This window comes from Coleofasciculus sp. LEGE 07092, assembly GCF_015207375.1.
Taxonomy (GTDB): domain Bacteria; phylum Cyanobacteriota; class Cyanobacteriia; order Cyanobacteriales; family Coleofasciculaceae; genus LEGE-07092.
Genome location: NZ_JADEWY010000109.1, coordinates 1 through 23,351, shown reverse-complemented (window position 1 = coordinate 23,351; position 23,351 = coordinate 1). Strand labels below are relative to the sequence as shown.

Genomic DNA, 23,351 nt, shown 5'->3' with positions numbered 1-23,351 from the left:
CCCCCTTAAAGTCCCCTACTCCCACTAAGCCAGGATAGCTTTTTAGAATCTTAACTAGATTGAACAAAGTTAGAGTATCTTAAAAAAGAAGTCACTGGAGAAAAAGAGCAACAAGGCTCTGTCCTTCCATTGGATATTGTGGATAAACCAGCCGAAGACAATCCCAATATCAGCTTGTTACTGACACCGATTCGATATCGAAATTGGTTGATCAGTACGAAAATTATTGACAAACGGCTGTGGCTACAGTGGAAGCACCCCGATGAAAACTTTGCCCGCTATTGCTATCCAGTCACAGAGAGAGGTCTGACTGACACGATTCGCTACGCTCGATTCCTAATTGACTTAATCATTCGCTTAGAAGAGGAAGACTTCATCTCCAAGCGTGAAAAAAGTTGATTAGTACAAGAAGACAGAACTCAGAAGGCACAAGGTACAACAAAAGAAAGCTTGTACTACCTCCATAAGCAGTCATACCTCTGGGTTTAGAAACTGAAGTGAATAAGGCAGCAATGACACCGGCATCCTCCTATTGGGCGAGTTTCTATGGGGCGGATTGTGGCATGATGAGTAGTTCAGAAGTGGTGAAAAGCAAGACGAGTTGAAACAAGTTGATAACTGTTAGGCTACGCCGCCAGCCTATTACCATCTCTTTATACCAAACAATTTGGATTTTTAGCTTCAAATGAGTACTGACTCTTGTTGAAAGGGTTAGTCAAGTACAATGCCACAAATCACTTTATTTTACGCTATAATGTTGCTAGATTAAGCAATAAACTCCGTAAAGGTATATAATAAAATATGTTGAAGCATTAAGACGTAGGGCTGATGAAACTAAAAGGGCGGGTTACTGCTTATTTACCAGAAGAAATCCAGAAGGCGTTAGAACAATGGGCGGAAGAAGAAAGTCGGTCATTGAGTAGTCTAGCAACTTACTTGTTAACTCAAGCTGTTAAAGAGCGCCAACACAAACAAAACAAGTCCAACTAATTCAACCGCAACCATCCATGGTTTACACTATCCGCTCTCATCTAGCAGGCAGCAGGAGGGCGGGTTTTGATTGTTTGGATAGTAACAAATGACTATCCTCCTACTTATTTATTGGGCTTTTAACCCTTTGGTTTTTTCTCCAGTGATAGAGTAATTTTTATGGTTGTAAGTTTACTAAACCTTTATAAACTCTTCAAAAATAAAGGCTTATTTAAAGACTGAGTAAAACTTGGGTCAGTCTTCTGTCTTTATAGCCAAAGATTAGGTACTATAACACTTATAAACTACTGCGCAATTTCAACAGGTTTCAACTGATTGAAGGCATCTGACTGAGGTTTAGAAATTAGTGAATTCATCGCCGCAGTGATTTATCAGTATTTACACCAGGGTTTACCGAAAATTTGTCTAATTCTTAAAGAAGATTTCTAAGAGTCTAGTATTTGAACGGAGAAGACCAAATCTCCGGATTAAAATTAGAGATTTAGAATAAGTTGGTGGATGCAATTTTTACGATTACTTTTAGGAATTAATTCATGATTTATAATGGAATGACATTTTTTCTGAAGAATCCTTCTTGGTTAATTAGAAAAGAATGGTCGAGATTGAAAACAAGACGATATGTTTATCAGCCTATTGCCAATATTAATTATAATATAAGTAATAGGTATTCTGTTTTTGAATCTATCAATATTGATGAAACGACCAGTTCACTTAAAAGCCAAGGATTTACCCTAGATCTGAACTTGCCTCAAACTGTCACACAAGAAATTAAAGATTTTGCTATGCGGGTGCCTTGTTCTAGCAATCAAACAACTCATCACCATTACTATACTACCAACAAAAAAGAAACAAACACTCACCTGCAAAAAGCCCTAAATAATAGAGGGATTTATGACGATGCGGCTTTGCACTGTCCAGCAATTAAAACCCTAGAAAATGACTCTAATTTGTTACAAATTGCAGCTAACTATTTGAAAACCGAATCTGTCTATACAGAAAGCCAGCTTTGGTGGAGTTTTGCGGTAGAGTCAACTGTATATGAGCGACGGCGAGCCGTTCAGATGTTCCGTCAGGAGTTAAAAGATGCTCGTTGTTTGAAATTCGTCTTTTATTTAACGGATGTAGACTTGTGTAGTAACCCCCACGTCTGTGTCCGGGGTAGTCATGTCAAGAAGAAGCTTTCTCATCGCTTTGCGAGTAAAGCCTGTTCGACTCAAGAAATTACCGACTACTACGGCTACAACAATATCGTTCCTATTTGTGGAAAAGCGGGTTTTGGGTTTGTGGAAGATGGGCGTTGCTTCCACAAACTTATATCTCCGAGCAGTAACGATCGCCTAACCTTAGAAATCAAATTTGTTGCCAAGTCTTAGGGAAACATTAGCCAGACATGGACTCCCGAAACTGATGCACAACCCGATCCAAACCAATGGAACGCGAGGCTTTAAACAGTATCCGATCGCCGGGTTGTACGAATTCCAAAAGACGCTTGATTAATGCTTCATGACTGGTGAAACATTCCGTTGGCACCGAACGCACGCCAGTAGCGATCGCATTGGCTTCCGAGTCATCAACGGTAATAAGCAAGGCATCCAGATTTAGCTGTTCTGCTGTATGTCCTACTTGTTGATGGAGTTCAGGCGATCGCTCTCCCAACTCCTTCATCGCCCCAAGCACAGCAATATGACGCTTTCCAGGTGTTTCAACCAATAAATGCAAAGCAGCGATCGTTGATTCTAACCCAGCATTGTAGGTTTCATCCAGAATGATGATATCGTTAGATAATTCATAGCGCTGCGATCGCCCTGCTGGCATCTGAACAGATAAACCCTCCGTCAAGGGTGTCCAATCAATCCCCAAAACTTTAGCAACAGCTAGCGCTGCCAAATAATTTTGGGCGTTGTGAGAACCTATCAGCGGCACAGGTAACGATATTCCCTCAACAACCAGGGTTTGTAGATTAACAAGCTGCCCCTGTAAATCGCCACTTTCTAAGCCAACGGTTAAAGTTTCTCCCTGCCAAACTGTAGCAGCGGTTTCGATTAAAAGTGAGTTGTCGTGATTGAGAACAGCCACACTAGTGGCTGGCATTTCGGCTAATAACTCGCACTTGGCTTTAGCTATTGCTTCCTTTGAACCCAAAAGCCCAATATGAGCTGTACCCACATTAGTAATCACCCCTATTGTCGGACGAGCTATCTGGGTTAATAGGGCAATCTGCCCTGAACCCCGCATCGCCATTTCAATAACTGCAAAGTCATGTTCGGGACTTAATTCCAGCAGTGTTTTGGGTACACCGATTTCGTTGTTATAGTTGGCATGGGTTTTGAGGACGTTTCCTTGGGTAGACAAGACAGCAGCTATTAATTCCTTCGTCGTTGTTTTACCCGCAGAACCCGTGACAGCAATAACTGGGATATCAAATTGGTTGCGCCACCATCTTGCCAGTTGCTGGTATGCCTGTAGGGTATCGTTTACTTGGAGTTGCGGTACTCCCTCAAGCTTGTTGCCCTGGCAAGGTTCGGCAACCACGGCGAGTGCGCCTTTTTCAATCGCCACTCTCCCATAATCATGCCCGTCAAAGGTTTCTCCCCGCAATGCCAAAAAAATTTGACCGGGTTTAATGTTGCGGGTATCGGTGGTAACACCGCTGAAAACTGCGGCTGCGACTTCATCCGATAGATCGAGTGGGGTGGCACAGAGAACATCAATTAATTGACTCACAGGGAGCTGACAAGGCATAAGTCTATCTGTGTTATGCTTTGCTGGAATAAGGGTTCACAATACATAATAGAGGGAGGTTAGAACCGTTACTTCACTGAATCTTTACAATTAAACCGCAAATCTACGGATCGCTATTGAAGCTAAGTCGATTATGATGTTAAATAGAGAGCGCATATTTCTACGGTTTAAGAAGTGGTTGAGAATTCTCTTTTAGGCAGGGTAATAAACGTAAAACCCATGAGAGTTGGTGTAACTGTCAAAGAAGGGGATGTTAAATTGGAGTTTAAATCGTATCGAGGCGACCTATATTCATCAGCCCGCAGCGTTTTTACGTAGGGGGGCTTCACTGAAGTGACTACTTGTTGGACAGACTCTGGTATTCGACAAACTAACTTAGAAGAGCAGCAGCTTTACGATCATTTACTCTACTGCGTACAGGTGGAGTCTCCCACTCAGATGATCGAGCGTTTTCAGCAACTGTTCCTAGATGGCTCTAGATATACAGAGCCGCAAGTCTGGATGGCGCTGGAAAAGCTGGCAGTGGACAAGCAATCCGAGCAAGAATTCAAGTATATTCTGAATCGTTGCTGTCATATCCTGATCAATCGTTGGCAGGTACAACCTCAACTGCAAGGAGCTATTCCCGAGTTGGTGGCGATGTTCGAGAATCTTCCATCTCAGGGGAGGGTTCACTCTCGCGGTGCAAAGCGTCTGCGACAGTTAGTCGAACAGTTCATCGAAACCGATCAATATCTAACCCTACGCCGTTTAGCTCAGGTGATGAGCGACGCCACAGACGGCAGTGGTTCTAAGGAAGTAGGAACGCTGATTCAGCGCTATCCTTACTTGTACGAACATTGCCTGCTGAGTGAAGACAGCAGCTACGAACATCAGCAGACGGTGCGGCAGGTTCAAGCGCGGGTTCAGCGACGGTTTGAACTGGATTTGTCTCAGTATGTCACGTATCAGGTGCGGTGTGCCCAATCCATCCGCAACAGTTCTAAAGACACGCCGCCCAGAACTATCGTACCGGTAAAAAATCCTACGCTTTTGAGCGATCGCGAGTTGGGCGTTTCCCTCAAGCAGTTTGTGGGTAAAGTGCAGGGTACCCAAACCTGTCGGGATATTGCCCAAAACTTCCTCACCCATACCAGTCATACCCCTCGTTACAAAGATTTTAAGGATGATTTGTACGAGTACTTGACCTCTTCAATCGATCCAGCCTTCGGCAAACGCCAGTTTAACTCTCGACTGCACGATCATCTCAACAATACCTTACCTCAAAGCGATTCCCAAAAGCCAAGCGAATTTCTAATTTTACGAACGTGCAGTCAGCTATTGAACTTTTTAGTGGTGGAAAGTCCCCAGCGACCTAAGCACTTTGTTTTTGTGGATTTGATGACCAATTTGGGCGCAACAGTGACAACACTTTTGTTACTCAAAATTGTACTACTGTGTCGCAAGGTCAAGCCTTATTTGGAAAAGCGATTTTCTATTTTGTTCAACCACTACGAATCATCAACCCGAGATGGTGTACCGTGGTTGGTCACCTCCTTGGAAAATTTGAATGTGGCGTTTAGTATTCATTTTGGAGCGGCTGACGTTTCTTGCTTGAGTCAGATTATGTAACATCCTCAAAGCCTGTAGAGACGTTACATTCAACGCCTCTACATCCAGGCTCTAATCATCACAAGGGTCAAAAATCACCACAAACTCAGCCCCGGGCATAAAACGGCTCAACGTTCTTTGGTGGTCATCAGCATCTTGACGGTTGTAAAAACGCGCTACAGTATAGCGTTGGGCATTACTCAAAAGTCGGACAATTGCCCAAGGACGCCCCCAGTCATCTAGTTGTCGAATTCCCGGATGACTCACAACCGTTTCCAACTCATTCTTTCTGAACGAATTTTGCAAAATTGACATGAGCTGTGCTCTGGCTGGACTACCATTATTGGGTAACACTGTCCAACCCCCCACCGGCGCGGGTAAGTAAATCAACAGATAAGTCTCACCTCCTTTGCTCACCTGCCAAGATAGGCGACGGACTTGTTTGATGCATTGATAACCCTGCTGCCTAAGAACTACACAGAGATTTTCGCCCTCATTGGTAATGCGAAGCCAGTCACTATGCTTCATAGATGCTCCTAGTTAGAGAATTGCCCCCTACCCCCTCTCTTCCCTAGGGTTGAGAAGATGGGACTAGGAGTTTCCTCGGATACTCTAATCAGAGTTAACTGGCAAAAAAACACCAACGGCGTTTTGACAAAAAAATGATTTTGTGATATAAGCGGTGGCAACAGACTGATGGCACCAGCATGAGGCTAACGATGCAATTGGCAACTGATATCAAATCCGGTTGAATGCACACCTTTGTAGAGACGTTGCATGCAACGTCTCTACAGGGTTTTTATTTATCGTATAGTGTGGCTAATTAACCGGATTTGATGGGAAAGGTGCGATCGCTCTTACACTCAGGTATTCGCTTAACCGACTATAATTACCCAAAGACTCACACCTAGCACTACTGCTGCGAAATGTTGCAAAACGAGCGATCGCACAGACTGACCTGCTATTTTTTGAGTGAGTACTACCGTCAGCAGTGCCCCAGCAATTAGCGTTACGCCTTGCAAAAACGCAATCACCGCCGGGTGAGCCACCAAAACGGGTAATCCTTCACCACTCAACCCAAAGGTGGCAAACGTCACAGGCAAAATGCGTCCGCCTTCAGTTAAACCCAACCGTAAATAGTGCGCCAGATTACCCGCTAACACCAATGGCAAAAACCCATAAGCGAGTTGAACAAAGGGTCGCGGTTTGGGATTGTGAATAAGGCGGTGAACTAACTGCATTCCGCCATAAGCCAGTAAGGGGATAGCGGCTGGGAGGCTCAACGCTGTCAGAGAAAACCCAAAATGAGTCCAAAATTGAGTCAAATCGAGCTGCAAATTGAGTTGCTCGTTTAACTCCGGCAAGCGGTGTAGGAACACTCCACCCAGTAACAACAGCAATAACGCTACCTCATAACTGCGAGGGCTGTGAGTAGTCCACAGCTCAATTCCCGGCGGACGCAAGTTAAATTCTACAGAACGGTGGGGACAGGCTTTGAGACAAGTCATACACAGCACGCAATCCCGGTTGTCTTGTAGCTGTGCTGGATGAGAATATAAAGGACAGCCATTGGTTTCCATCCCTTCTCCTTTTTGCGGTCCCCCCTTATAACATTGATAGGTCGTGCATTCGGCTGAACAGGTTCCCTGCTGTGCCCTCAACTCTGTCATCGACAGCTTGGCAAACAAACCATTCATGCCTCCAATGGGACATAAATACCGACACCAAAACCGACGCTCGAAAATTGCCGAGCAAATCATCGCCCCAGCCGTAATCAACAAAAGTAAACAAGCGGAGAGGTAAGCAGTATTTTCTAAATCCCAGAGTTCTTCCCATAAGAAAATCAAGACAAATAAGCCAAACAAAAACCAGCCTCCCCACTGTTCTGCCAACTGCCGGGGCCAGGGCTTGAGCTGGCGAGGAAAAAGCCACAGGGATAGCTTCTGGGTGACTTCCCCATAAATCATAAACGGACAAACCGCACACCAGAGGCGTCCGACGAAGGGAAAGCTAATGAGAACCAGGGGCCACCACCATGCCCAGAACATATTTAGGGTAAAGTTTTCCTGGCGGTTTTGGGGTCCGATAAATCCGACGATGACAACTAGGGTAAAGAAGCTTAAGGTAAAACCGTAGTTAATTCGGTCGGGCCACCAGTCACTTCTTAAAAATCGTCGTAGTTGGGGGTAGGCATTTAAGAGATTGAACCGGAATTGTTTTTTCTTGCTTTGGGAGGGCCAAACCAGTTCTTCAGTCAGTTCTTTGGCGCAGTCCGACTGGACAATTGCCCGTTCTACTAGATTTTGCAACTCTCTTAAGTTGCCCGGAAAATCATAGGCTTGTAACTGGCGCAGGGCTTCGGGGGTGACTTTGGGTTTATTAATCCCTTTCGCTCGACACAAGAGACTGATGTAGTAGTTCATTTGGTCGCCCAAGTCACCTTTTCGCACCCGTAATGGGGGAACTTTAATGAAATGACCGACTAGGGGCTTGATAGTAGGCAGGGCTTTTTCGGAAATCATGATAACCCGAGCGCTGCACAGTTTCGGCTCTGCGGGTTGGGCTTCTGAACGGCTAACGGGTAAATATGTGCCTGTTTCTAGGAGAGTTGCCAACTGAGGCATTAACTCTGGGGGCAGTTCATCAACGTTATTCAAAATCAATGTACCAGTTGTCAGGGATTCAATCAGTCCGGGTTTACCTCCCTCACGACCCAATAGTTCCGCACCACTGGCTTGCACGGTACTACAATCGATTTTAATGATGGGTTCGCGCCGAGAGGGGGAACCAAAATGAATTAGAGTTGCTGTATTGTCTTTTTCCAGTCCAGGTTCACCGAAAATCATCACAGACTTACGGTCTTCCGTGGCTTTTTTAATTTGCTGTCGCAGTCGCACAGCATAACGGGTTCTGCCGATAATCCCACGTTTGGCTTTGCTGACTAAATAGGGACGTAACGCCGTTTGACGTTCTTGCTCGTAACTGAGTTCAGAGGATAGCTTTGCCAAATCCTGAGCGAGTTGGGGTGAGAATGCCTGGGAAATTTCGGGGTATTGTTGGACGAGTTCCTGAAACCGTTCAACCGGGACAGTCAACAGGTGACAGTCGGTGAGAGTTACAATGGTTCTCTGAGCAGGTTGATTCAGTAATATTTCTTGTAAATGAATGACAGCCCCAGGTAGCCAACTCACTCCCCAAAGGGAACCGATTTGACTAGTGCGATCGCCTTCGATACGCCCTTGTTGGAGAATGTAGAGAGACTCCACAGGTGTATCTTCCAGTACTAGGCGCTGGTTGGCTGGTACTATTCGCTCTTCCATGACTTGCGCGATCGCATTGAGTACGTCCTCCGATAAAATGCTGAAGGCTGTTCGTTCTCGCAGCCAAGTCACCCAGTCTGGAAACGTCATTGTCTGCTCTCCACTACAAGTTAAGTCAATTATCTCTTTAATCAACAGTGGAGTAGGTAAGAAAACTAGATAGACCTCACTTAAATAGGAAATTCTATATAAATACGGTAATTTGGCGAAACAACGACTCGATACCTTATTAGTAGACCGCAATTTCTGCACTTCCCGACAGCAGGCACAACGGTTCATTCGTGCTGGAGAAGTGCGGGTGAATCAGCAAGTCGTCGATAAACCCGGAACAGAGATAGAAACAACCGCAGAAATTGAGGTTAAGGAGAAATCCCCTTACGTTTCCAGAGGTGGTGAAAAGTTAGTCAAAGCCTTAGAGGAGTTTGGGATTTCTGTAGAAGGGCGTATTTGCCTAGATGGTGGCATTTCTACGGGGGGTTTTACCGACTGCTTGCTGCAAGCGGGGGCAAAACTTGTTTATGGTGTTGATGTTGGCTACGGACAAGTGGCTTGGAGTCTGCGGAATGATGAACGGGTTATTTTAAAAGAACGCACAAATCTGCGCTATCTGCAACCTACTGATTTGTATGGGGAATTACCTCCCCCAACCCCCCCTTATCAAGAGGGGGAGATAGAGGGAGTTTATGCTGATTTGGGTGTTGTAGATGTATCGTTTATTTCCTTGACTAAAATTTTGGAGCCGTTATGGAACCTGCTACAAGCCCCCCGCGAGGTGGTGTTGCTGGTGAAGCCGCAGTTTGAGGTGGGGCGAGAACGGGTTGGCAAAAAGGGAGTAGTGCGCGACCCTAAAGATCAAGCTGATGCGATCGCACACATCTTACAAGCTGCCCAAAATCTAGGCTGGGCATATCGAGGCTTAAGTTGGTCGCCAATTACGGGTCCTGCTGGTAATATCGAATATCTTCTCTGGTTGGGAATGGATAGTCAAGCCCAGCCGCCTGATTTAGCTGCCATTCAAGAAATTACTCAGTCAGCCGTCTCTCATTTTCCGGGGAAGAGTTAGGGACTTCTGGAAAGGGAAAAGGTAATACCAATTGGCTTTTCCAATGGCACATCTGGAACCCCCCCAGCCCCCCTTAACAAGGGGGGAGCAAGAGAGAATATGTGCCAAATTCAAACCCATTTGGTATAAAAGGGAGCCTTTTTTGATACACTTGGAGCCTTCTGGGTGAACGGCAGTTAGGGTTGAAAAAGCTGCCTGAGTAAAAACCTATGAACACGCGACTGGTCGATTCATTAGTGCAGATTATCGAATCTCTCACCCCATAGGAAAGCACCTTGCTGTTTGAGCGGTTAAGCAGCAAGACGATCCAAGTTACGGCAGGGGTGTGTGGCGGACAACCCCGCATTCGCAACACGCGCATCCCCGTATGGACATTATACGGTTTGGCTTTGGTGATCGCTACGATAGCTTCAAAGTTTAGCAGAGATTGAAGTTATAACTGAGTCTGTAGAGGACTGAGCGAACAAACAGGAGTGGGCAATGGCACGAGATGAGGCATATCGGGAAGCCGAACAGCGCATCGAAGCAGCACGGCAAGCGGGAGCAACGGAACTCGATCTTAGCGGCATGGAACTAACTGAGGTGCCAGAGGCGATCGCAGCTCTCACCCAGTTGCAAGGGCTTTACCTCTCCTTCAACAAATTAACGGCACGGCCAGAGGCGATCGCATCTCTCACCCAGTTGCAAGAGCTTGACCTCTCCGGCAACCAATTGACCAAAAATGAGCGACGCATTCCCCCACCTGCTGCGCGAGGTGGGGGTCAAGGAGCGGCGGCAACTAATCATCGTAGCCTTGATTCTCGATATACTTCTTAAGCACATCGAGGGAAGCACCGCCAGCAGAAACAACGCTAAACCCACGCTTCCAGAAGACAGGTTTCCAGTAATAGGGCTTGAGTTCTTCGGCGTAGTGCTTCCTGATTTCACGACTTGTTACTGTCTTCAGGGTATTACACAAAACAGAGATAGACACCTTGGGAGCTAAGTCAATCAAAAGGTGAATATGGTCGTTTTTGCCTAAGTCTGCTTTAGCCTCTTCAAGGATACAGTCATTTTTTTGGCAAATACCTTGGCAGATTCTGATGATCTCCTTCTCTATGTCACCATGTATAACATCATGCCTGTATTTGGTAACAAAAACAATGTGTATCTTTATCGATGCAACGGTGTAAGAGAATTTCCTAAGCTTTGACGCCATGTGTTGCACTGTGATAGAGTAGTGCCATGATAGTAAAAAACCCGTCGAAAATCATCCGCACCGACAAATGGCAACTTAACCCAACTTCTGAGCAGAAAATCCTGTTCGAGGAAACGGTTAAGGTGTATCGTCGGTTTTGTAGATTTTTGACGAGTATTGTTTTTACCCATTGGGACAAACTGGGCGGTTTATCCAGTAATGAAGTGGTTCCGGCTGTTGAGCGGTTAATGCACTCTACAGCGCAGAACCACTTCATTAAGTATCCGCAGATTAATACCTGCTTTTACAAGTTCCCTTCCTACTACCGCAGAGCGGCAATTGCTTTTGTGGTTGGGCAAGTTAGTAGTTACATGACTCGATATCTAGATTGGCAATCTGGTATTCGTAGTCGTCGTGACGCTAAACCTCCTATCCTGAATCCCGATGCAGGATGTTACCCTTCTTTGTACAAGGGACAGTGCTACAAACTGCAAGGGATAAGTCAAATAGAAATTAAGGTTTTTACTGGAAAAGATTGGATCTGGACAACAGTTCAGATAACAGGGCTAAGAGAACGCCATACGTTTGACAGCAACAAAATGCTGTCTCCTCAGTTGGTGGTCAAAAACAACACCTGTCATCTATCTGTACCCTTTGAGTGTCACCCCGAAAAACGACAATCACTAGAGAATGTAGTTGCCGTAGACCTAGGGATTAATACTACCGCTCGAAAATGTCGAAATATTAACCAACAAATTGCTCACATTACTTCTAGGCAAATCGTCAAGATTGCCAAACAGTTCAATAGCCAAGTCATCGTAAATGGTAGCATGAACATCGCCGCCAGAGGAATCCTTAAGCTCGTTCGCCGAAAGGACAACGAGAAGTGTTCCAGTAAAAATCCTGGACGCTTGCCTCGAAGCTGGGCTTGTTTGTGTGACTTGTGGAACTCTAACGATCCCAAGTTAGCATAAGACACCTCCACCTCGCGCTCTTCAGGTGGAGGAGCTTCATGTATCCAATTGTTGTCCCAACTCCTGCCGCAGGCGATAGAGAATGGTATCCGGTTCCATCTGATTGAGAATCTCTTGAATGACGGTACTCGGTCCGAGGGGTCCCCAAGTGCAGCCTTGTTCCAAATAAACTCGTGCTGCATGCCCAACGGTATAAGAACCGTAACCAGCAATCCCTGCTTGGGCAACGGCTGTCCCCGCATAAGCCGTTAAACCCCCGACACTATCCACCGTACTGGCAACCGCCGAGGCACTCTTCCCCAACCCTAATAGCGCACTACTCCCCAGTTCACCCAGCAGCAAACCACCTGAACTGATTAAAATCTTACGCCACAGCTTTCCCGCTTCATAACCCGTCATCGGCAAACCGTAGAGTCGGGATAGGGAACGAATCAGCAGCAAGTCAGCGACTGTACCCCCCACAGTATCCAGCAAGCCGATAGGATTAACTGCCACTACTAGGGCTTTGTACTTAGTAAAGCGCCAAATTAAATCTTCCGCTTCGCTTTGACGCAGCGCCAGGGTTTTTTGGGCAATGCTAGCTTGGGCATTCCGAGCTTGAAAGAGGGCGTTCAGGGCTAAAAGCGATCGCCCTTCCCGATTGAGTAGGGTGAAAATTTTCTGCTTCAACTCATCCACCTGTGGCGGCGGTGTTTCCCATTCATACGTCACCTTCCCATCGGGAAATTCAACCCGCACTTGCAGGCGGGCAGGTTCAGCCGCAACCATGACAATTTCCTCTGGAGATAGCATAGCTTGCAAGTGGCGATCGCGGGAACTGCCAGTGCCTAGTTGCAGTAACTGTCGGTAAATAGCGTCTCGGTCTTGTTCTGGATAGAGGTCAATTTTGTTAAATACCAGAATAATCGGTTTTTGGCTTTTCCGCAGTTTGCAAAGTGCCTGATACTCAGTGCGAGTAATGTCACCTGCCACCACAAATAAAATTAAATCCGCTTGCGATGCCACCTGCCGCGCCATCTGCGCCCGTGCCTCCCCCTGAATTTCATCCAATCCAGGAGTATCAATCAACTCAACCTGCACTTTCCCCTCACCGCCAAGAGTCCAGCGTACCGATCGGGGCCATTGGGTAACGCCGTGCAACGGACCCGTTTCCAGAATTTTCTGTCCCAGTAACGCATTAACAACGGCTGACTTGCCGCGACTGACCAAACCGAAGGCGGCAATTCTAACCACACCTTGGTCTAGTTTGTCAAGGGTAAACTTTAATACCTCCAGTTCGTTACGCAGCGCTGCTTGCAATTCCACATCCGAGGGGTGGTTACGGTGGCGGCGTAGGTTACTGTACCAAGACAACGCTTGCCGCAAACTGGCGCGGGTGCGGTTGAAGTGAGTATCTTGCTGTTGGTTGCGGGTTGATTGGGGTGAGGAGGATTGATTCAAGGTTCGATGGGAAACAATAGGCTACAGATCTATTTTGATCTAACCAGTGTTGGGGATGTTTCAGTTGCTACTGAGTCGCAACTCTACCTTGTCTGTTTTCAGAAGATAGAAAACCACACTACTGTTACCTGGAGTGGCAAAAGACTGAGAAGCAATTTCACCTGTGTGAGTTAAGATCGTAAGCAATAATCAAGACTTCAACCATTAAGAAATAGTAATGCAGACTACCGCTCATAAAATTGGCACGTTTGGACTAGCAACTGCAACAGTGCTGGGATTGACTGCTTTTCAGCCTGCTGAGGCGGCATCCCTGTATACAGTCACTGACCTGGGTACATTCGGTATCGGTCCTATTCCCATCGCAATTAACGAGACTAGTCAAATTGTTGGTAGTAGTGGATTGTTAAACCCTGGCAATAGTGGATTGTTTCCTTTTGTTGAGGATGGACGTGCCTTTCTCTGGGAAAACAGCCTGATCAATAACCTTGGCAATTTAGCAAATTTAGACGGTTTCGATAGTGAAGCCTTTGATATCAATGACTCTGGGCAGATAGTTGGTCGATCAGAGGTTAACTCACCAGATTTCTTCGGCTTTGATTACCCTTCTCATGCTTTTCTCTGGGAAAATGGCACGATGACTGACCTGGGGACGTTCGGTGGTGTAAGTAGTTCGGCATTCGGCATCAACAATAGGGGTCAGGTTGTCGGTTCGGTAGAGAATAAGAGCGGTGAAGAACGTGCCTTTCTCTGGCAAGATGGCGTGGTAACTGACCTTGGTACTTTAGGGGGTAGCACCAGTGTAGCGGTGAGAATTAATGATTCTGGTCAGATAGTCGGTCGTGCAGAAACAAGCAGTGGAAGTAAGCACGCTTTCCTGTGGGAAAACGGCATGATCACCGATTTAGGAACACTAGGCGGTTCGAGTAGTACTGCTCTTGATATCAACGACTCTGGACAGGTAGTTGGTTATGTAAACCCTGTTGGCGAGAGTCTTTTTAATCTCCACGCCTTTCTGTGGCAAGACGGCACGATGACGGATTTGGGTACGCTGGACAATCTTTCTAATAGTGCAGCATACGGCATCAATAATGTCGGTCAAGTAGTCGGGCTTACCTACGGCAACAGAGGTGGTTCCGTAGAAGGTAAACCCTTTATCTGGGAAAACGGCATCATGATTGACCTTAACAATCTGATTACCGCTGATTCGGGCTGGAAACTCATTGTTGCTCAAGATATTAATGATGTCGGGCAAATTGTGGGGATAGGCTTGATTAACGGTACAGCCCGTCCTGTCTTATTAACGCCTGAGTCTGACTCGACGCCAGTCCCCGAACCCCTGACCATTCTGGGGTCAGCTACCGCTTTAGGATTTGGAGCATTATTCAAACGAAACTGTTCAAAACGGCAACAGAAAACCACGCAAAACGAGTAAGACTACCACTTACAATTCACAAAGAACAGGCTGATTAATTTCTGATTGCCACGCCGTGAGCAGTATTGATAGTACTCCAAGCCTACAGACGCTTGGGTAATGAAAAATAAAACGTTGCCCCTTTGTCTATCTCACCTTCTGCCCAAGTTCGACCCCCATGCCGCTGAACAATCCGCCAGACGTTCGCTAACCCAATGCCATTGCCTTCAAACTGTTCAGCACTGTGGAGGCGTTGAAATACACCAAAGAGTTTATCTGCATAGCGCATATCGAATCCGACACCGTTATCGCGCACCCAGAATATAACCTCATGTTCGGTATCGGTACTGCCGATTGCAATCTCAGTTTGGGGGCGCGAACAGGTGTATTTCACGGCATTCGTCAGCAGGTTGTAGAAGACTTGCCGTATTAGGGAAAAGTCACCTTCTACTTGAGGTAAGTGTTGAACTTGCCAATAGATTTCACGCCCTTTTGTCTCCAATTCCAAATCACGTTGTACCTCTTGCACCAGTTGATTCATATTGATGGGAGTGTAGCGCATATGGGTACGCCCTAACCGGGAAAATGCCAGCAAATCATCCACCATTTTTCCTGCCTGTGTTGCAGTTTGGGCAATAGTGTTGAGATACCGCAGACTCGTTTCATCAAGGGCTGCTCCCGCCCGTTTTTGGAGTAAATCTCCGAACCCACTGATATGACGAAGTGGGGCGCGTAAATCGTGGGAAACCGAATAGGAGAACGATTCTAGTTCTTTATTCGCGGCTTCGAGTTGAGCAGTGCGCTCCTCAACCCGTTGTTCGAGATTCTCATTGAGCTGCCGGATTGCTGCTTCAGCTTTGTCACGCTCTGCGGTGCGTCGGTGCAAGCGATCGCGCATAGACGCGAAGGCGGCAGACAAATGGGCAACTTCTGTGAGCCGACTTCTCGGCATAGGTGCTCCGGCATCACCGGTTGCCAACCGATCCGCTGCGTGAGCCAACGTTGTGAGGGGTTCAGTCAGTTGCCGTGCAATCCCTACTCCAATTGCCATTACTGCCGTTGCGACTACCACCAGCACCCAAAAGTCTCGATTCCGTCTTAGACGCACACCCGTTAAGGAATCCGTGGCAGGACGCTCAATAACCACGCCCCATCCCAACTCTGACACCCGTGCGTAACCCGCGAGCTGTGTACCTGACTGTCCCTGGTATCGGAGTCCACCGGCGGTATCCCTGCTGGCAATTAGGGCAGCAACAGGCGGCACTTGAGAATAATCCGGAAAGGATGCAACAAGTACCGCGTCAGGATAGGCAATAACCCGTCCTTTGCCATCTACTAAATAAGCAATCATGTTGGTATTGACGCTGGTTTGGGCAAGCTGTTTAGCGATGCGGGTTGATTCAATGGCTCCTGTTGCTATCCCAGCAAACTGAGCGTCAGACGTGCGTATGGGTACGGTAAACTCGAAAATGGGTCGCTTTAGCACTCGTCCCATGCGAATCGTGACGGTAGGCTTGCCGGTGCGGCGTGCCGTGTCAAATCCTGGCAGTTCTGCTACGGATGGACTTAGGGGCAGGTTATCGCTGCGTGCGATCGCACTTCCGGCAGCATCAAAGGTGGCAAACACGATAATATCGGGATAAGCTTGGTTGAATGTTTGGAGCAGGTCACGTTGCTCGGAGGATGTAAGGCTTGTAAGATTAAGCTGTGAGGCAAGGGCAACCGTTGCGGCGCGGTGCAGACCCACATAGCTGGCAATATCTTGAGCTAATGCCGTAGCCAGAGTTTGTTGGAGGTTCACGTCTTGATCAAGTACGACTTGCTCCTCCTGAAATGTAACCATCACCACGGTGAAGAGTAGGGGCAGCGTTACGATTCCGACCAAAACTACAGCTAACCGGGTTCGTAAGGCGGCTGGATCGAGACGGCGCAAGCGCGGACTGAGCCAGGGTAACAGCGCAACCAGCGTACCCAGTCCACCAAAGTAGAGGAAAGAATTCCAGGTTGGTATGCCCATACCAAACGTCCACGCCCAGCACACGGCACCCGCTAATAGATGGGCGAGGTAAAATGCTTTGCGGGGCAGGTTGGGGTTGAGTTGAACAGCGAGTAGGGCTATGCCAACACCTAAATGGGCTATACCGTAGATCGGCAGATAGGCTCGAATGGAATCGTACAGGGGTTTGCTAAACTGCTGGCTGAATGGTGTGAGGAAAATGAAACCATCGACAGCAATTCTGGCTCCCATTAGGAGTGCGAAGAGGTCGGTGCTTCTGATTTTGGGGTAGTAGGATTGAATTTCCCACACGGGCAAAGCCAATCGCGGATGAGGTAGAAAGGGAGCGATCGCAGTACCCAACCCTAAGATAATGAAACCCATAGCTCCCGTCCAAGTTTGGGAGAGTATGTGTCCGAATGCAGCCTGTAGTAGGGCGATGGCAGCGACAAAGTGAGCGGCAATGACAACCAGCCGTCGTCGTGGCAAGAGGGTAGCAACGGCAATGAGCGCAGTTCCTCCCAACACCTGTACTGTTCCCAACCAGGGAAAGTAGGGTTGGATGGGTATGAAGACAGAAGAACTAAGCTGATGCGGCACCATGAGCATCAACACGCCCCGGATTGCGACGTAGATGCCCACGAACCACTGCAATGTGTCAATCCGGATAGCTGGCTTCATAGGAGTGTTAGCTCAAGCCTAAAGATTGCGCTCGGATAGGTCAAGGGATGTGACCTCCTCCTACAATAAACCAGAAGAATACAGAAGTTTAGGAGTTCAGCAGTTCAGACTGTTCTGAGATTCTATAGCGTTTTCTAGCGTTTTCAGGTACATTGAATTTTCCTCCCCACTCCCCACTCCCTATTCCCTATTCCCCACTACAGTCGGATTTGAGTAACGGCAATGTTACCAGAGAAGCAAACATCGACATCGGTGCCGGGGGTGCGATCGCGTTTTGCATAGTCGCCAATATAGTAATAGCGATCGCCTTCAACTCGGTAGTTAACGGGTAAAGGTTGGGTGCTGGGTTGACAGAATACGATTTCTGGATCGGGGGAATTGGGTTCAAGATGGGGTAGATTGACGTTCCAGAAGGTGCCGGGAGGTGTAGGGCGATCAAGTAAGTCTGCCAAAACACGGGCTGTCAAATGGGCAGCAATATCCCAATCGACGACGAGGGGGCGTCTGATCCAGTGAGAGATAGCAATGCCGGGGATGCCGTGCATAGCGGCTTCTCGCACGGCGGCGACGGTGCCGGAGATGTACACATCAACGCCCATGTTGCCTCCAGCATTGATACCCGACAATACCCACTTGACATTTGCAAATAATTGTGTAATAGCGAGTCGAGTGCAGTCTACAGGAGTACCCGCAACTACATATTCAACATCCGAGCGGCGTTGCAGGTAAATAGGTTGGTTGGTAGTGACTTGATGACCACAGCCGGATAGGTGATCTTTAGGAGCGACAATCGCAGCTTTGCCGTTCACCGCCTTGTGAAGTGCGCGGATGCCAGGAGCGTCAATCCCGTCGTCATTGGTGAGAATCAAAGTCATAAGTTAGCCCGGTCGATATTGGTCTAAAAAACATAAATACTATCCTAGTCAGATAACAGGTTTTGCCTCTGTTAAACCGGAATTATCGTTTTTATCTATAGCAATAATTCCTTAATGTTCGAGGTAGAAAAATAAAAATCCCCGACCTATTGCCTGAAGTCGGGGATTTTTTTAACCGTTTTACCCTCTTAAGCGTTCTCAAGTCTGTCTGTAGAAAAGCTTAATCAGGTTAACTAACTCAATCCTTTGTATTAGCCTTTCTGCTTGCGCTGACGGCGAGATGCAATTCCAGCAGCCGCCACTAATCCTAAACCGGCTAGGGTAGCGGGTTCGGGAACCGAGGCTGGGACTTCGGGTGTCGGATCAGGTAAGTTGCCATTGAACAGGTAGTTGTTAGACTGTCCTTGTCCTGTCAGTGAAGCAGTAATCACGTTACCGTTAACTTGGGCATTATCGAAGTTAAAATTAGCCCAAGGTGCTAAAACACTGCCTTGAATTCCTATACCACTGGCAGTTAAACTATCGGCTTCAAAAAAGTTGTAGATGATTTTTTGTCTCTGCTCGTTCTCCGGATTGCCATTGATATTGAAACCAAAGTTTTGCAGCGTGGCTGATGTACCTCTAATGTTGACGATAGCAGTAGAACCTTGGGTAACATCGATATTGAAACTACTAGCGCCGCTTAAATCAGAGGCGTCTAGATTAAAAATGTTCAAATTGGCATCTAAACCGCTTAAATTGATTCCGCCAGAAGCAATTGTTGTTTCTCCATTCGCCGTTAATCCTCCCAGATAGGTAGACAGTCCTTGCAGTTCTTGTTTAGCTCTATTAAAGTCAATGGGAGTATCTTGGCGAAGGGTGCCATTGTTGTTAAACGTCACGTTGGAGATATTGGCTTGTCCACCGTAGACAGCATTACCTTGAACGGTTCCCCCTGAAAAGTTTAAATTCTCACCAACAATTAAAACATCACCATTGTCACCCGATGTGGGTAAGCTCATACCGACGTAGAAATTTGAAAATTCTACATTTCCAGCAATCGCTACTTTCCCTTCAGAATCTGTATTACTCTGGGTTACATCTCCTAAAATGAATAGGTTGTAATCGGAAGCAGCTCCTAAAGAAATTGCACTTGCCTGGTTCGATAAGCTCAGTACCATAGTTGCTGCTATCGATAAGGGAGCGAGCAACTTGCCGAGATTGAATAAGGTTTGAGTTTGCATATCTGAAGTAAGGGGAAAGTGGGTGATTTTAGCCAAGTTTGATGTAAGTTTAAAAGCCTAATTAATCAACGTTGTTTGACCTATCTGCTTTCTTCAGCTTTACACCAAACTGAGTTTAGTTAACTACCATCCTATTCAGGAGTATTCTGAATGTCATTAGCTACAAACCAACATCATCAACTCTTCATCAACCGGATCAGTTTTATGAGATTTTAATAAAGTTTGCTACCATTAACGAAATATAGTAGTTCTAATGATTCATAAGTTCAAAACGTGGTATAGCGGTTCTCACTGACATCAGGTACAGTCCTACTCCCCACTCCCTACTCCCTACTTCCTGGAATTCAAGGAGTAGGGAGTAGGTAAGAAAACTCAATGTACCTCACTAGGTTGGGAACTGCTGTAGACACCTTGTTTACAGATACTTACCTGTATTCTTCGAGATTAAAATGAGTCCACCTGAAGATTTGCGACAACACGCACCAGCAACCCAACGCAATCGTGAACCTATTCTTGAGGTTCTGCGTCGCGTACTCCCTGCAAGTGGCACCGTTTTAGAAGTAGCCAGCGGAACGGGGGAACATGCAGTTTTTTTTGCCCCGCGCCTCAGTCCACGAAAATGGCTGCCCTCGGACTCCAACCCGCAGATGCTTGCCAGTATTGCTGCATGGCGCACTCACCAACCTGCCGACAATCTTTATCCACCGCTTGCACTCAACGTTTGTACGCCCGTTTGGTCTGTGGAGAAAGGCGCATCCCCTGAATGGTTAAACTATGGGGACTTTGAAACTTCACCCCTAGTCGCCATTGTTAGTATCAATATGATCCACATTGCCCCTTGGGAGGCGTGCCTTGGTCTTATGGCAGGTGCAAATCGCATCCTTCCATCGGGCGGAATTCTCTACTTGTACGGTCCGTTTAAACAAAGCGGACAGCATACTTCACCCAGTAATGCCGCTTTTGATGAATCGCTACGTGCCTCAAATCCAGACTGGGGCGTGCGTGATTTAGACGATGTTCTGACAGTCGCATCAGCACAAAACCTAACCTTGGTAGAAGCTTATCAGATGCCAGCCAACAATCTTTCAGTAGTATTTCAACAAGTTCGCGGGAATCCCCATCCTCAAAGAGAGTAAGCGTTTAGCTTACGAAAGTGTGTCAGCAGTGTGGTTATATCCTTCATGCTGATTTGGTAGGAGCTAGGAATGTTGCACTTAGAGTGCTGCTCTCTCGGCAAGACTAGGAGAGTACGGGGCGTCTTTCAGCCGTCCCTAGCACTGAGCGAAGCCGAAGTACTGATGTGTCGTCGGATGAAGGTAAAGCCGAACGCCTTTCGAGGTATTCGGAACAGCGCTCTTTCGATAGATACGATCCCCAACTTCAACGAAGTGGAGCCTTATGGCGAAGCGGAGTAAGTTGGGGTAGTTGAATTAGAAGAACTCTACAGCAATCTCCTAAAATCCTGAATGATTCAACATACAAGTAGTTCACCTAATTTGACCGGATTCGTTGTAAAATCGTAAAACCGAGAAGAACAACAATGCTAGCAAGAGTTACCTGAACGACTACCGAGGTCATGCCTTGCAATTTCATCGCCAACCCATTGGACACTAATGTAATTGTCCAAAGCGTTAGTGCCGCGTGCCGCTGAGATAATCCGCACGCCAGCAAGCGGTGGTGCAAGTGGTCTTTGCCAGGGGTACTGAGGGGATTTTTGCCTGCCAATAGCCGTCGTACAAAAACCTGAGTAGTGTCCAATACCGGCAATAATAAAAAAGATGCTGGCGGGACTATAGCAAAAACAGTCGTTACTTTAAGATTGCCCAAGATACTGGTAGCCGCCAGCACGTAGCCGAAAAAATAAGCTCCAGCATCCCCCATAATAATTCGTGATGGGTGGAAATTGTGCCGCAAAAAGCCTAACGCTGCCCCTCCCAGTGCTGCGAGGAGTAATGTTGCCGCCGCCCTTGTTTCAAATTGCGCAGAAACGGCTAACAAGCTCATGGATGTAATGTAGCTGATTCCGCCTGCTAAACCGTCCATGCCATCCATTAAATTAACGGCATTGGTAATTCCTACAACCCAAAGCCAGGTTAGCACTATAGAAAATATGGGATCGATGGGAGTGCCAAAAGGAGTCTCAATGCGGATATCGCTAGCAATCAGCAACAGGGCAGTGATGGTTTGAGTAAATAAGCGAATGTAGGGGGGTAAGCCAAATTGGTCATCTATAAAGCCAACCAGCACTAATATTGAGCCGCCCAGCAAAATAGTTAGGACTTGAGCTAAGACCCCTTCGATTACAATTGGTCTGAGCAGGGTAGCCAGCACGAGAGCCGCAACGACTCCGGCATAGATTGCCAAACCCCCCGCATTGGGTAAGGGTTCTTGGTTGAGCCGCCGTGAGTTGGGTTCGTCTGCCCACCCCACTCGCAAAGCAAAGGAGCGTACTGCTGGAATAAAACGCCAAGTCACTGTCCAAGCCAACCCAAAGGTGAATATCACCGCTAGCCAGCCGGTGCCACTAGGGTCAGCAATGCCGAGAGACTGTAGGAAGCCGTACAAATTTATCTCCACAATTCACGCTCAGACTGCCAATAATTACTAGCCTCAACAGTATACGAATCAATCGGCTTGAGGACTATAGGAACATCTTGCTTTGCTCCAGATATACTAGTACTTACCAGGTGCTGTTGTATCTATCCGGGTTATTGCAACGAGTTGGAAACTGCTACAAATCTGGCAAAGCCCAACAGATTGATTGGTGCGATCGCAATTCCCTTATGTCATCCTTCCCTGTCATGAGAGACAAACAGCGAAAACTGCATGATTAGTTTTCAGCACCAGTGCAATAGCCTACTGCTGGGTTGGCGATTCTGAATGTGAGAAGGATTCTGAGAGCTGTTCGCCCTCTTCCCCAGCATATTCTTCAGTTTCTACCGCTTCAAGATACTGGCTATCCATCAGAAACGCTCCCTTCGCAAAACGAACGCCCCAATAACCTCCCGGACGTCGATCAAGCACTACACCTTCTTCCCCGATACGAATGACATCCGGGGGACGCAGCATCGGCATCGGTTCAGCCGTCTTGACATAACGAGGAAGAGCAATTACTCGAACGCGATCGCCAACTTTAAATTCTTTAGACATACATTATCAGTCATTGGTCATTCATCCCTTGTCATTAGCTTAAGACAAAGAACGAATAACCAATAACTTTAAATTAAGGCGCTTGCCAAATTCGCTGGTGGTATTCTTCTACATCCGCATATGGATCTGGAGCTGGGTGAGAATGACCGTGAGTGTGGTGATGATGTCCATTACTGTGGTTATGGTCGTGACTAGCAGCATTACCAACCGCTTGCCGCCGAAACTTGCACATCTCGCAGTTCATCTGCACCTGTCCGAGCTGAGTCTCAATTTCTCGCTCTCGCAGAACCGATAGCAGTTCGGGTTGAATTCCCATTTCTGCCAGACAGGTCATGGAGATATCTGGATACTGCTCCTGCTGCTGGGCAGTAACGTCAAAAATCTTTTTCACCAGAACCCCAGTAAAAAGGAAGTACGGCAGTACGATAATTCGCTTGGGCTGGTAGAGTCTAGCGCGACGGAAACCTTCTTCCAAGCGGGGATGGGTAATACCGATAAAGCACGTTTCAACGGTTTGGTAGCCGCTGCCTTCCCACAGCAGACGAGCCATTTTGTAAACATCACTATTGGCATCAGGGTCGCTCGAACCCCGACCAACCACTAATAGTACAGTTTCATTGCGATTGGGAATTGCCAATGGCGAATTGAGAATTCGGGATTCTCCCCAGCTCCCCCGCTCCTGTGCTCCCCCGCTCCTGTGCTCCTGTGCTCCCCCGCTC

The 23,351-nt window shown here is 47.1% G+C and carries 20 protein-coding genes and 2 pseudogenes; 11 read left to right on the top strand and 11 right to left on the bottom strand.

Going from position 1 to position 23,351, the window contains the following annotated elements; all coding sequences use genetic code 11:
• Positions 1–138 precede the first annotated feature (138 nt).
• The 3 genes from IQ257_RS22405 to IQ257_RS22395 all read left to right on the top strand — a co-directional run bounded on the left by IQ257_RS22405 (position 139) and on the right by IQ257_RS22395 (position 2,363).
• Positions 139–399 carry a hypothetical protein gene (locus IQ257_RS22405; protein WP_193873616.1) on the top strand — a complete coding sequence of 87 codons (261 nt, stop codon included), beginning with the start codon at positions 139–141 and terminating at the stop codon, positions 397–399.
• 429 nt (positions 400–828) lie between these two features.
• Positions 829–990 (top strand): ribbon-helix-helix domain-containing protein, encoded by a 162-nt coding sequence (locus IQ257_RS22400; protein ID WP_193873615.1) that lies wholly within the window; start codon positions 829–831, stop codon positions 988–990.
• A 533-nt stretch (positions 991–1,523) separates the two neighbouring features.
• Entirely contained in the window at positions 1,524–2,363 is an 840-nt protein-coding gene (locus tag IQ257_RS22395) for a phytanoyl-CoA dioxygenase family protein (protein WP_193873614.1), read from the top strand.
• A gap of 7 nt (positions 2,364–2,370) precedes the next feature.
• On the opposite strand, the gene IQ257_RS22390 is transcribed toward IQ257_RS22395, so the two are convergent.
• Complete coding sequence (locus IQ257_RS22390) at positions 2,371–3,732, bottom strand: UDP-N-acetylmuramoyl-tripeptide--D-alanyl-D-alanine ligase (RefSeq protein ID WP_193873613.1); 1,362 nt, start codon at positions 3,730–3,732, stop codon at positions 2,371–2,373.
• A gap of 333 nt (positions 3,733–4,065) precedes the next feature.
• Between IQ257_RS22390 and IQ257_RS22385 the strand changes: the two genes are divergently transcribed.
• On the top strand, positions 4,066–5,343 hold the full coding sequence (locus IQ257_RS22385) for a hypothetical protein (protein ID WP_193873612.1): 1,278 nt from the start codon (positions 4,066–4,068) through the stop codon (positions 5,341–5,343).
• Positions 5,344–5,394: 51 nt separating this feature from the next.
• Here the strand turns inward: IQ257_RS22385 and IQ257_RS22380 are convergent, their stop codons facing one another.
• Positions 5,395–5,850 carry a hypothetical protein gene (locus IQ257_RS22380; protein ID WP_193873611.1) on the bottom strand — a complete coding sequence of 152 codons (456 nt, stop codon included), beginning with the start codon at positions 5,848–5,850 and terminating at the stop codon, positions 5,395–5,397.
• 347 nt (positions 5,851–6,197) lie between these two features.
• Positions 6,198–8,732, bottom strand: a complete 2,535-nt coding sequence (locus IQ257_RS22375) for a sigma 54-interacting transcriptional regulator (RefSeq protein ID WP_193873610.1) — start codon at positions 8,730–8,732, stop codon at positions 6,198–6,200.
• Positions 8,733–8,844: 112 nt separating this feature from the next.
• Here IQ257_RS22375 and IQ257_RS22370 point away from each other — a divergent pair, with 112 nt between their 5' ends.
• From IQ257_RS22370 to IQ257_RS22360, 3 genes and pseudogenes are all read left to right on the top strand, one after another.
• On the top strand, positions 8,845–9,705 hold the full coding sequence (locus tag IQ257_RS22370; protein WP_193873609.1) for a TlyA family RNA methyltransferase: 861 nt from the start codon (positions 8,845–8,847) through the stop codon (positions 9,703–9,705).
• Positions 9,706–9,914: 209 nt separating this feature from the next.
• Positions 9,915–10,082 (top strand): annotated as a pseudogene (locus IQ257_RS31645) (DUF433 domain-containing protein); the annotation flags it as partial.
• 103 nt (positions 10,083–10,185) lie between these two features.
• Positions 10,186–10,521, top strand: coding sequence for a leucine-rich repeat domain-containing protein (locus tag IQ257_RS22360; protein WP_193873608.1), 336 nt, complete (start codon positions 10,186–10,188; stop codon positions 10,519–10,521).
• Here IQ257_RS22360 and tnpA read toward each other — a convergent pair.
• Positions 10,484–10,903 carry an IS200/IS605 family transposase gene (tnpA, locus tag IQ257_RS22355; RefSeq protein ID WP_193873607.1) on the bottom strand — a complete coding sequence of 140 codons (420 nt, stop codon included), beginning with the start codon at positions 10,901–10,903 and terminating at the stop codon, positions 10,484–10,486. The genes IQ257_RS22360 and tnpA overlap by 38 nt on opposite strands.
• A gap of 26 nt (positions 10,904–10,929) precedes the next feature.
• On the opposite strand from tnpA, the gene IQ257_RS22350 reads away from it, so the two are divergent.
• The gene (locus IQ257_RS22350; protein WP_193873606.1) at positions 10,930–11,856 is read left to right on the top strand and encodes a transposase; all 927 of its coding nucleotides are present in this window, start codon (positions 10,930–10,932) and stop codon (positions 11,854–11,856) included.
• 36 nt (positions 11,857–11,892) lie between these two features.
• On the opposite strand, the gene IQ257_RS22345 is transcribed toward IQ257_RS22350, so the two are convergent.
• Positions 11,893–13,296, bottom strand: coding sequence for a GTP-binding protein (locus IQ257_RS22345; protein ID WP_193873605.1), 1,404 nt, complete (start codon positions 13,294–13,296; stop codon positions 11,893–11,895).
• A gap of 217 nt (positions 13,297–13,513) precedes the next feature.
• Between IQ257_RS22345 and IQ257_RS22340 the strand changes: the two genes are divergently transcribed.
• Complete coding sequence (locus IQ257_RS22340; RefSeq protein WP_193873604.1) at positions 13,514–14,728, top strand: PEP-CTERM sorting domain-containing protein; 1,215 nt, start codon at positions 13,514–13,516, stop codon at positions 14,726–14,728.
• A gap of 82 nt (positions 14,729–14,810) precedes the next feature.
• Here IQ257_RS22340 and IQ257_RS22335 read toward each other — a convergent pair whose 3' ends face one another.
• The 3 genes from IQ257_RS22335 to IQ257_RS22325 form a co-directional block, all read right to left on the bottom strand.
• On the bottom strand, positions 14,811–17,384 hold the full coding sequence (locus IQ257_RS22335) for an ATP-binding protein (RefSeq protein WP_193873603.1): 2,574 nt from the start codon (positions 17,382–17,384) through the stop codon (positions 14,811–14,813).
• A 197-nt stretch (positions 17,385–17,581) separates the two neighbouring features.
• Positions 17,582–18,259 (bottom strand): 5'/3'-nucleotidase SurE, encoded by a 678-nt coding sequence (gene surE, locus IQ257_RS22330; RefSeq protein ID WP_193873602.1) that lies wholly within the window; start codon positions 18,257–18,259, stop codon positions 17,582–17,584.
• A gap of 251 nt (positions 18,260–18,510) precedes the next feature.
• Complete coding sequence (locus IQ257_RS22325; protein ID WP_193873621.1) at positions 18,511–19,482, bottom strand: choice-of-anchor A family protein; 972 nt, start codon at positions 19,480–19,482, stop codon at positions 18,511–18,513.
• A 449-nt stretch (positions 19,483–19,931) separates the two neighbouring features.
• Here IQ257_RS22325 and IQ257_RS22320 point away from each other — a divergent pair, with 449 nt between their 5' ends.
• Together IQ257_RS22320 and IQ257_RS22315 are read left to right on the top strand one after the other, a co-directional pair.
• Positions 19,932–20,618 (top strand): DUF938 domain-containing protein, encoded by a 687-nt coding sequence (locus IQ257_RS22320; protein WP_193873601.1) that lies wholly within the window; start codon positions 19,932–19,934, stop codon positions 20,616–20,618.
• 17 nt (positions 20,619–20,635) lie between these two features.
• A pseudogene (locus IQ257_RS22315) lies at positions 20,636–20,911 on the top strand (hypothetical protein); the annotation flags it as partial.
• Between the two features lie 62 nt (positions 20,912–20,973).
• On the opposite strand, the gene IQ257_RS22310 reads toward IQ257_RS22315, so the two are convergent.
• The 3 genes from IQ257_RS22310 to IQ257_RS22300 form a co-directional block, all read right to left on the bottom strand.
• Complete coding sequence (locus IQ257_RS22310) at positions 20,974–22,053, bottom strand: MraY family glycosyltransferase (protein ID WP_193873620.1); 1,080 nt, start codon at positions 22,051–22,053, stop codon at positions 20,974–20,976.
• 285 nt (positions 22,054–22,338) lie between these two features.
• Positions 22,339–22,632, bottom strand: a complete 294-nt coding sequence (sipA, locus tag IQ257_RS22305; protein ID WP_193873599.1) for a regulatory protein SipA — start codon at positions 22,630–22,632, stop codon at positions 22,339–22,341.
• A gap of 73 nt (positions 22,633–22,705) precedes the next feature.
• On the bottom strand, positions 22,706–23,351 hold a 646-nt coding region (locus tag IQ257_RS22300; protein ID WP_322744437.1), incomplete at its 5' end, for a CbiX/SirB N-terminal domain-containing protein.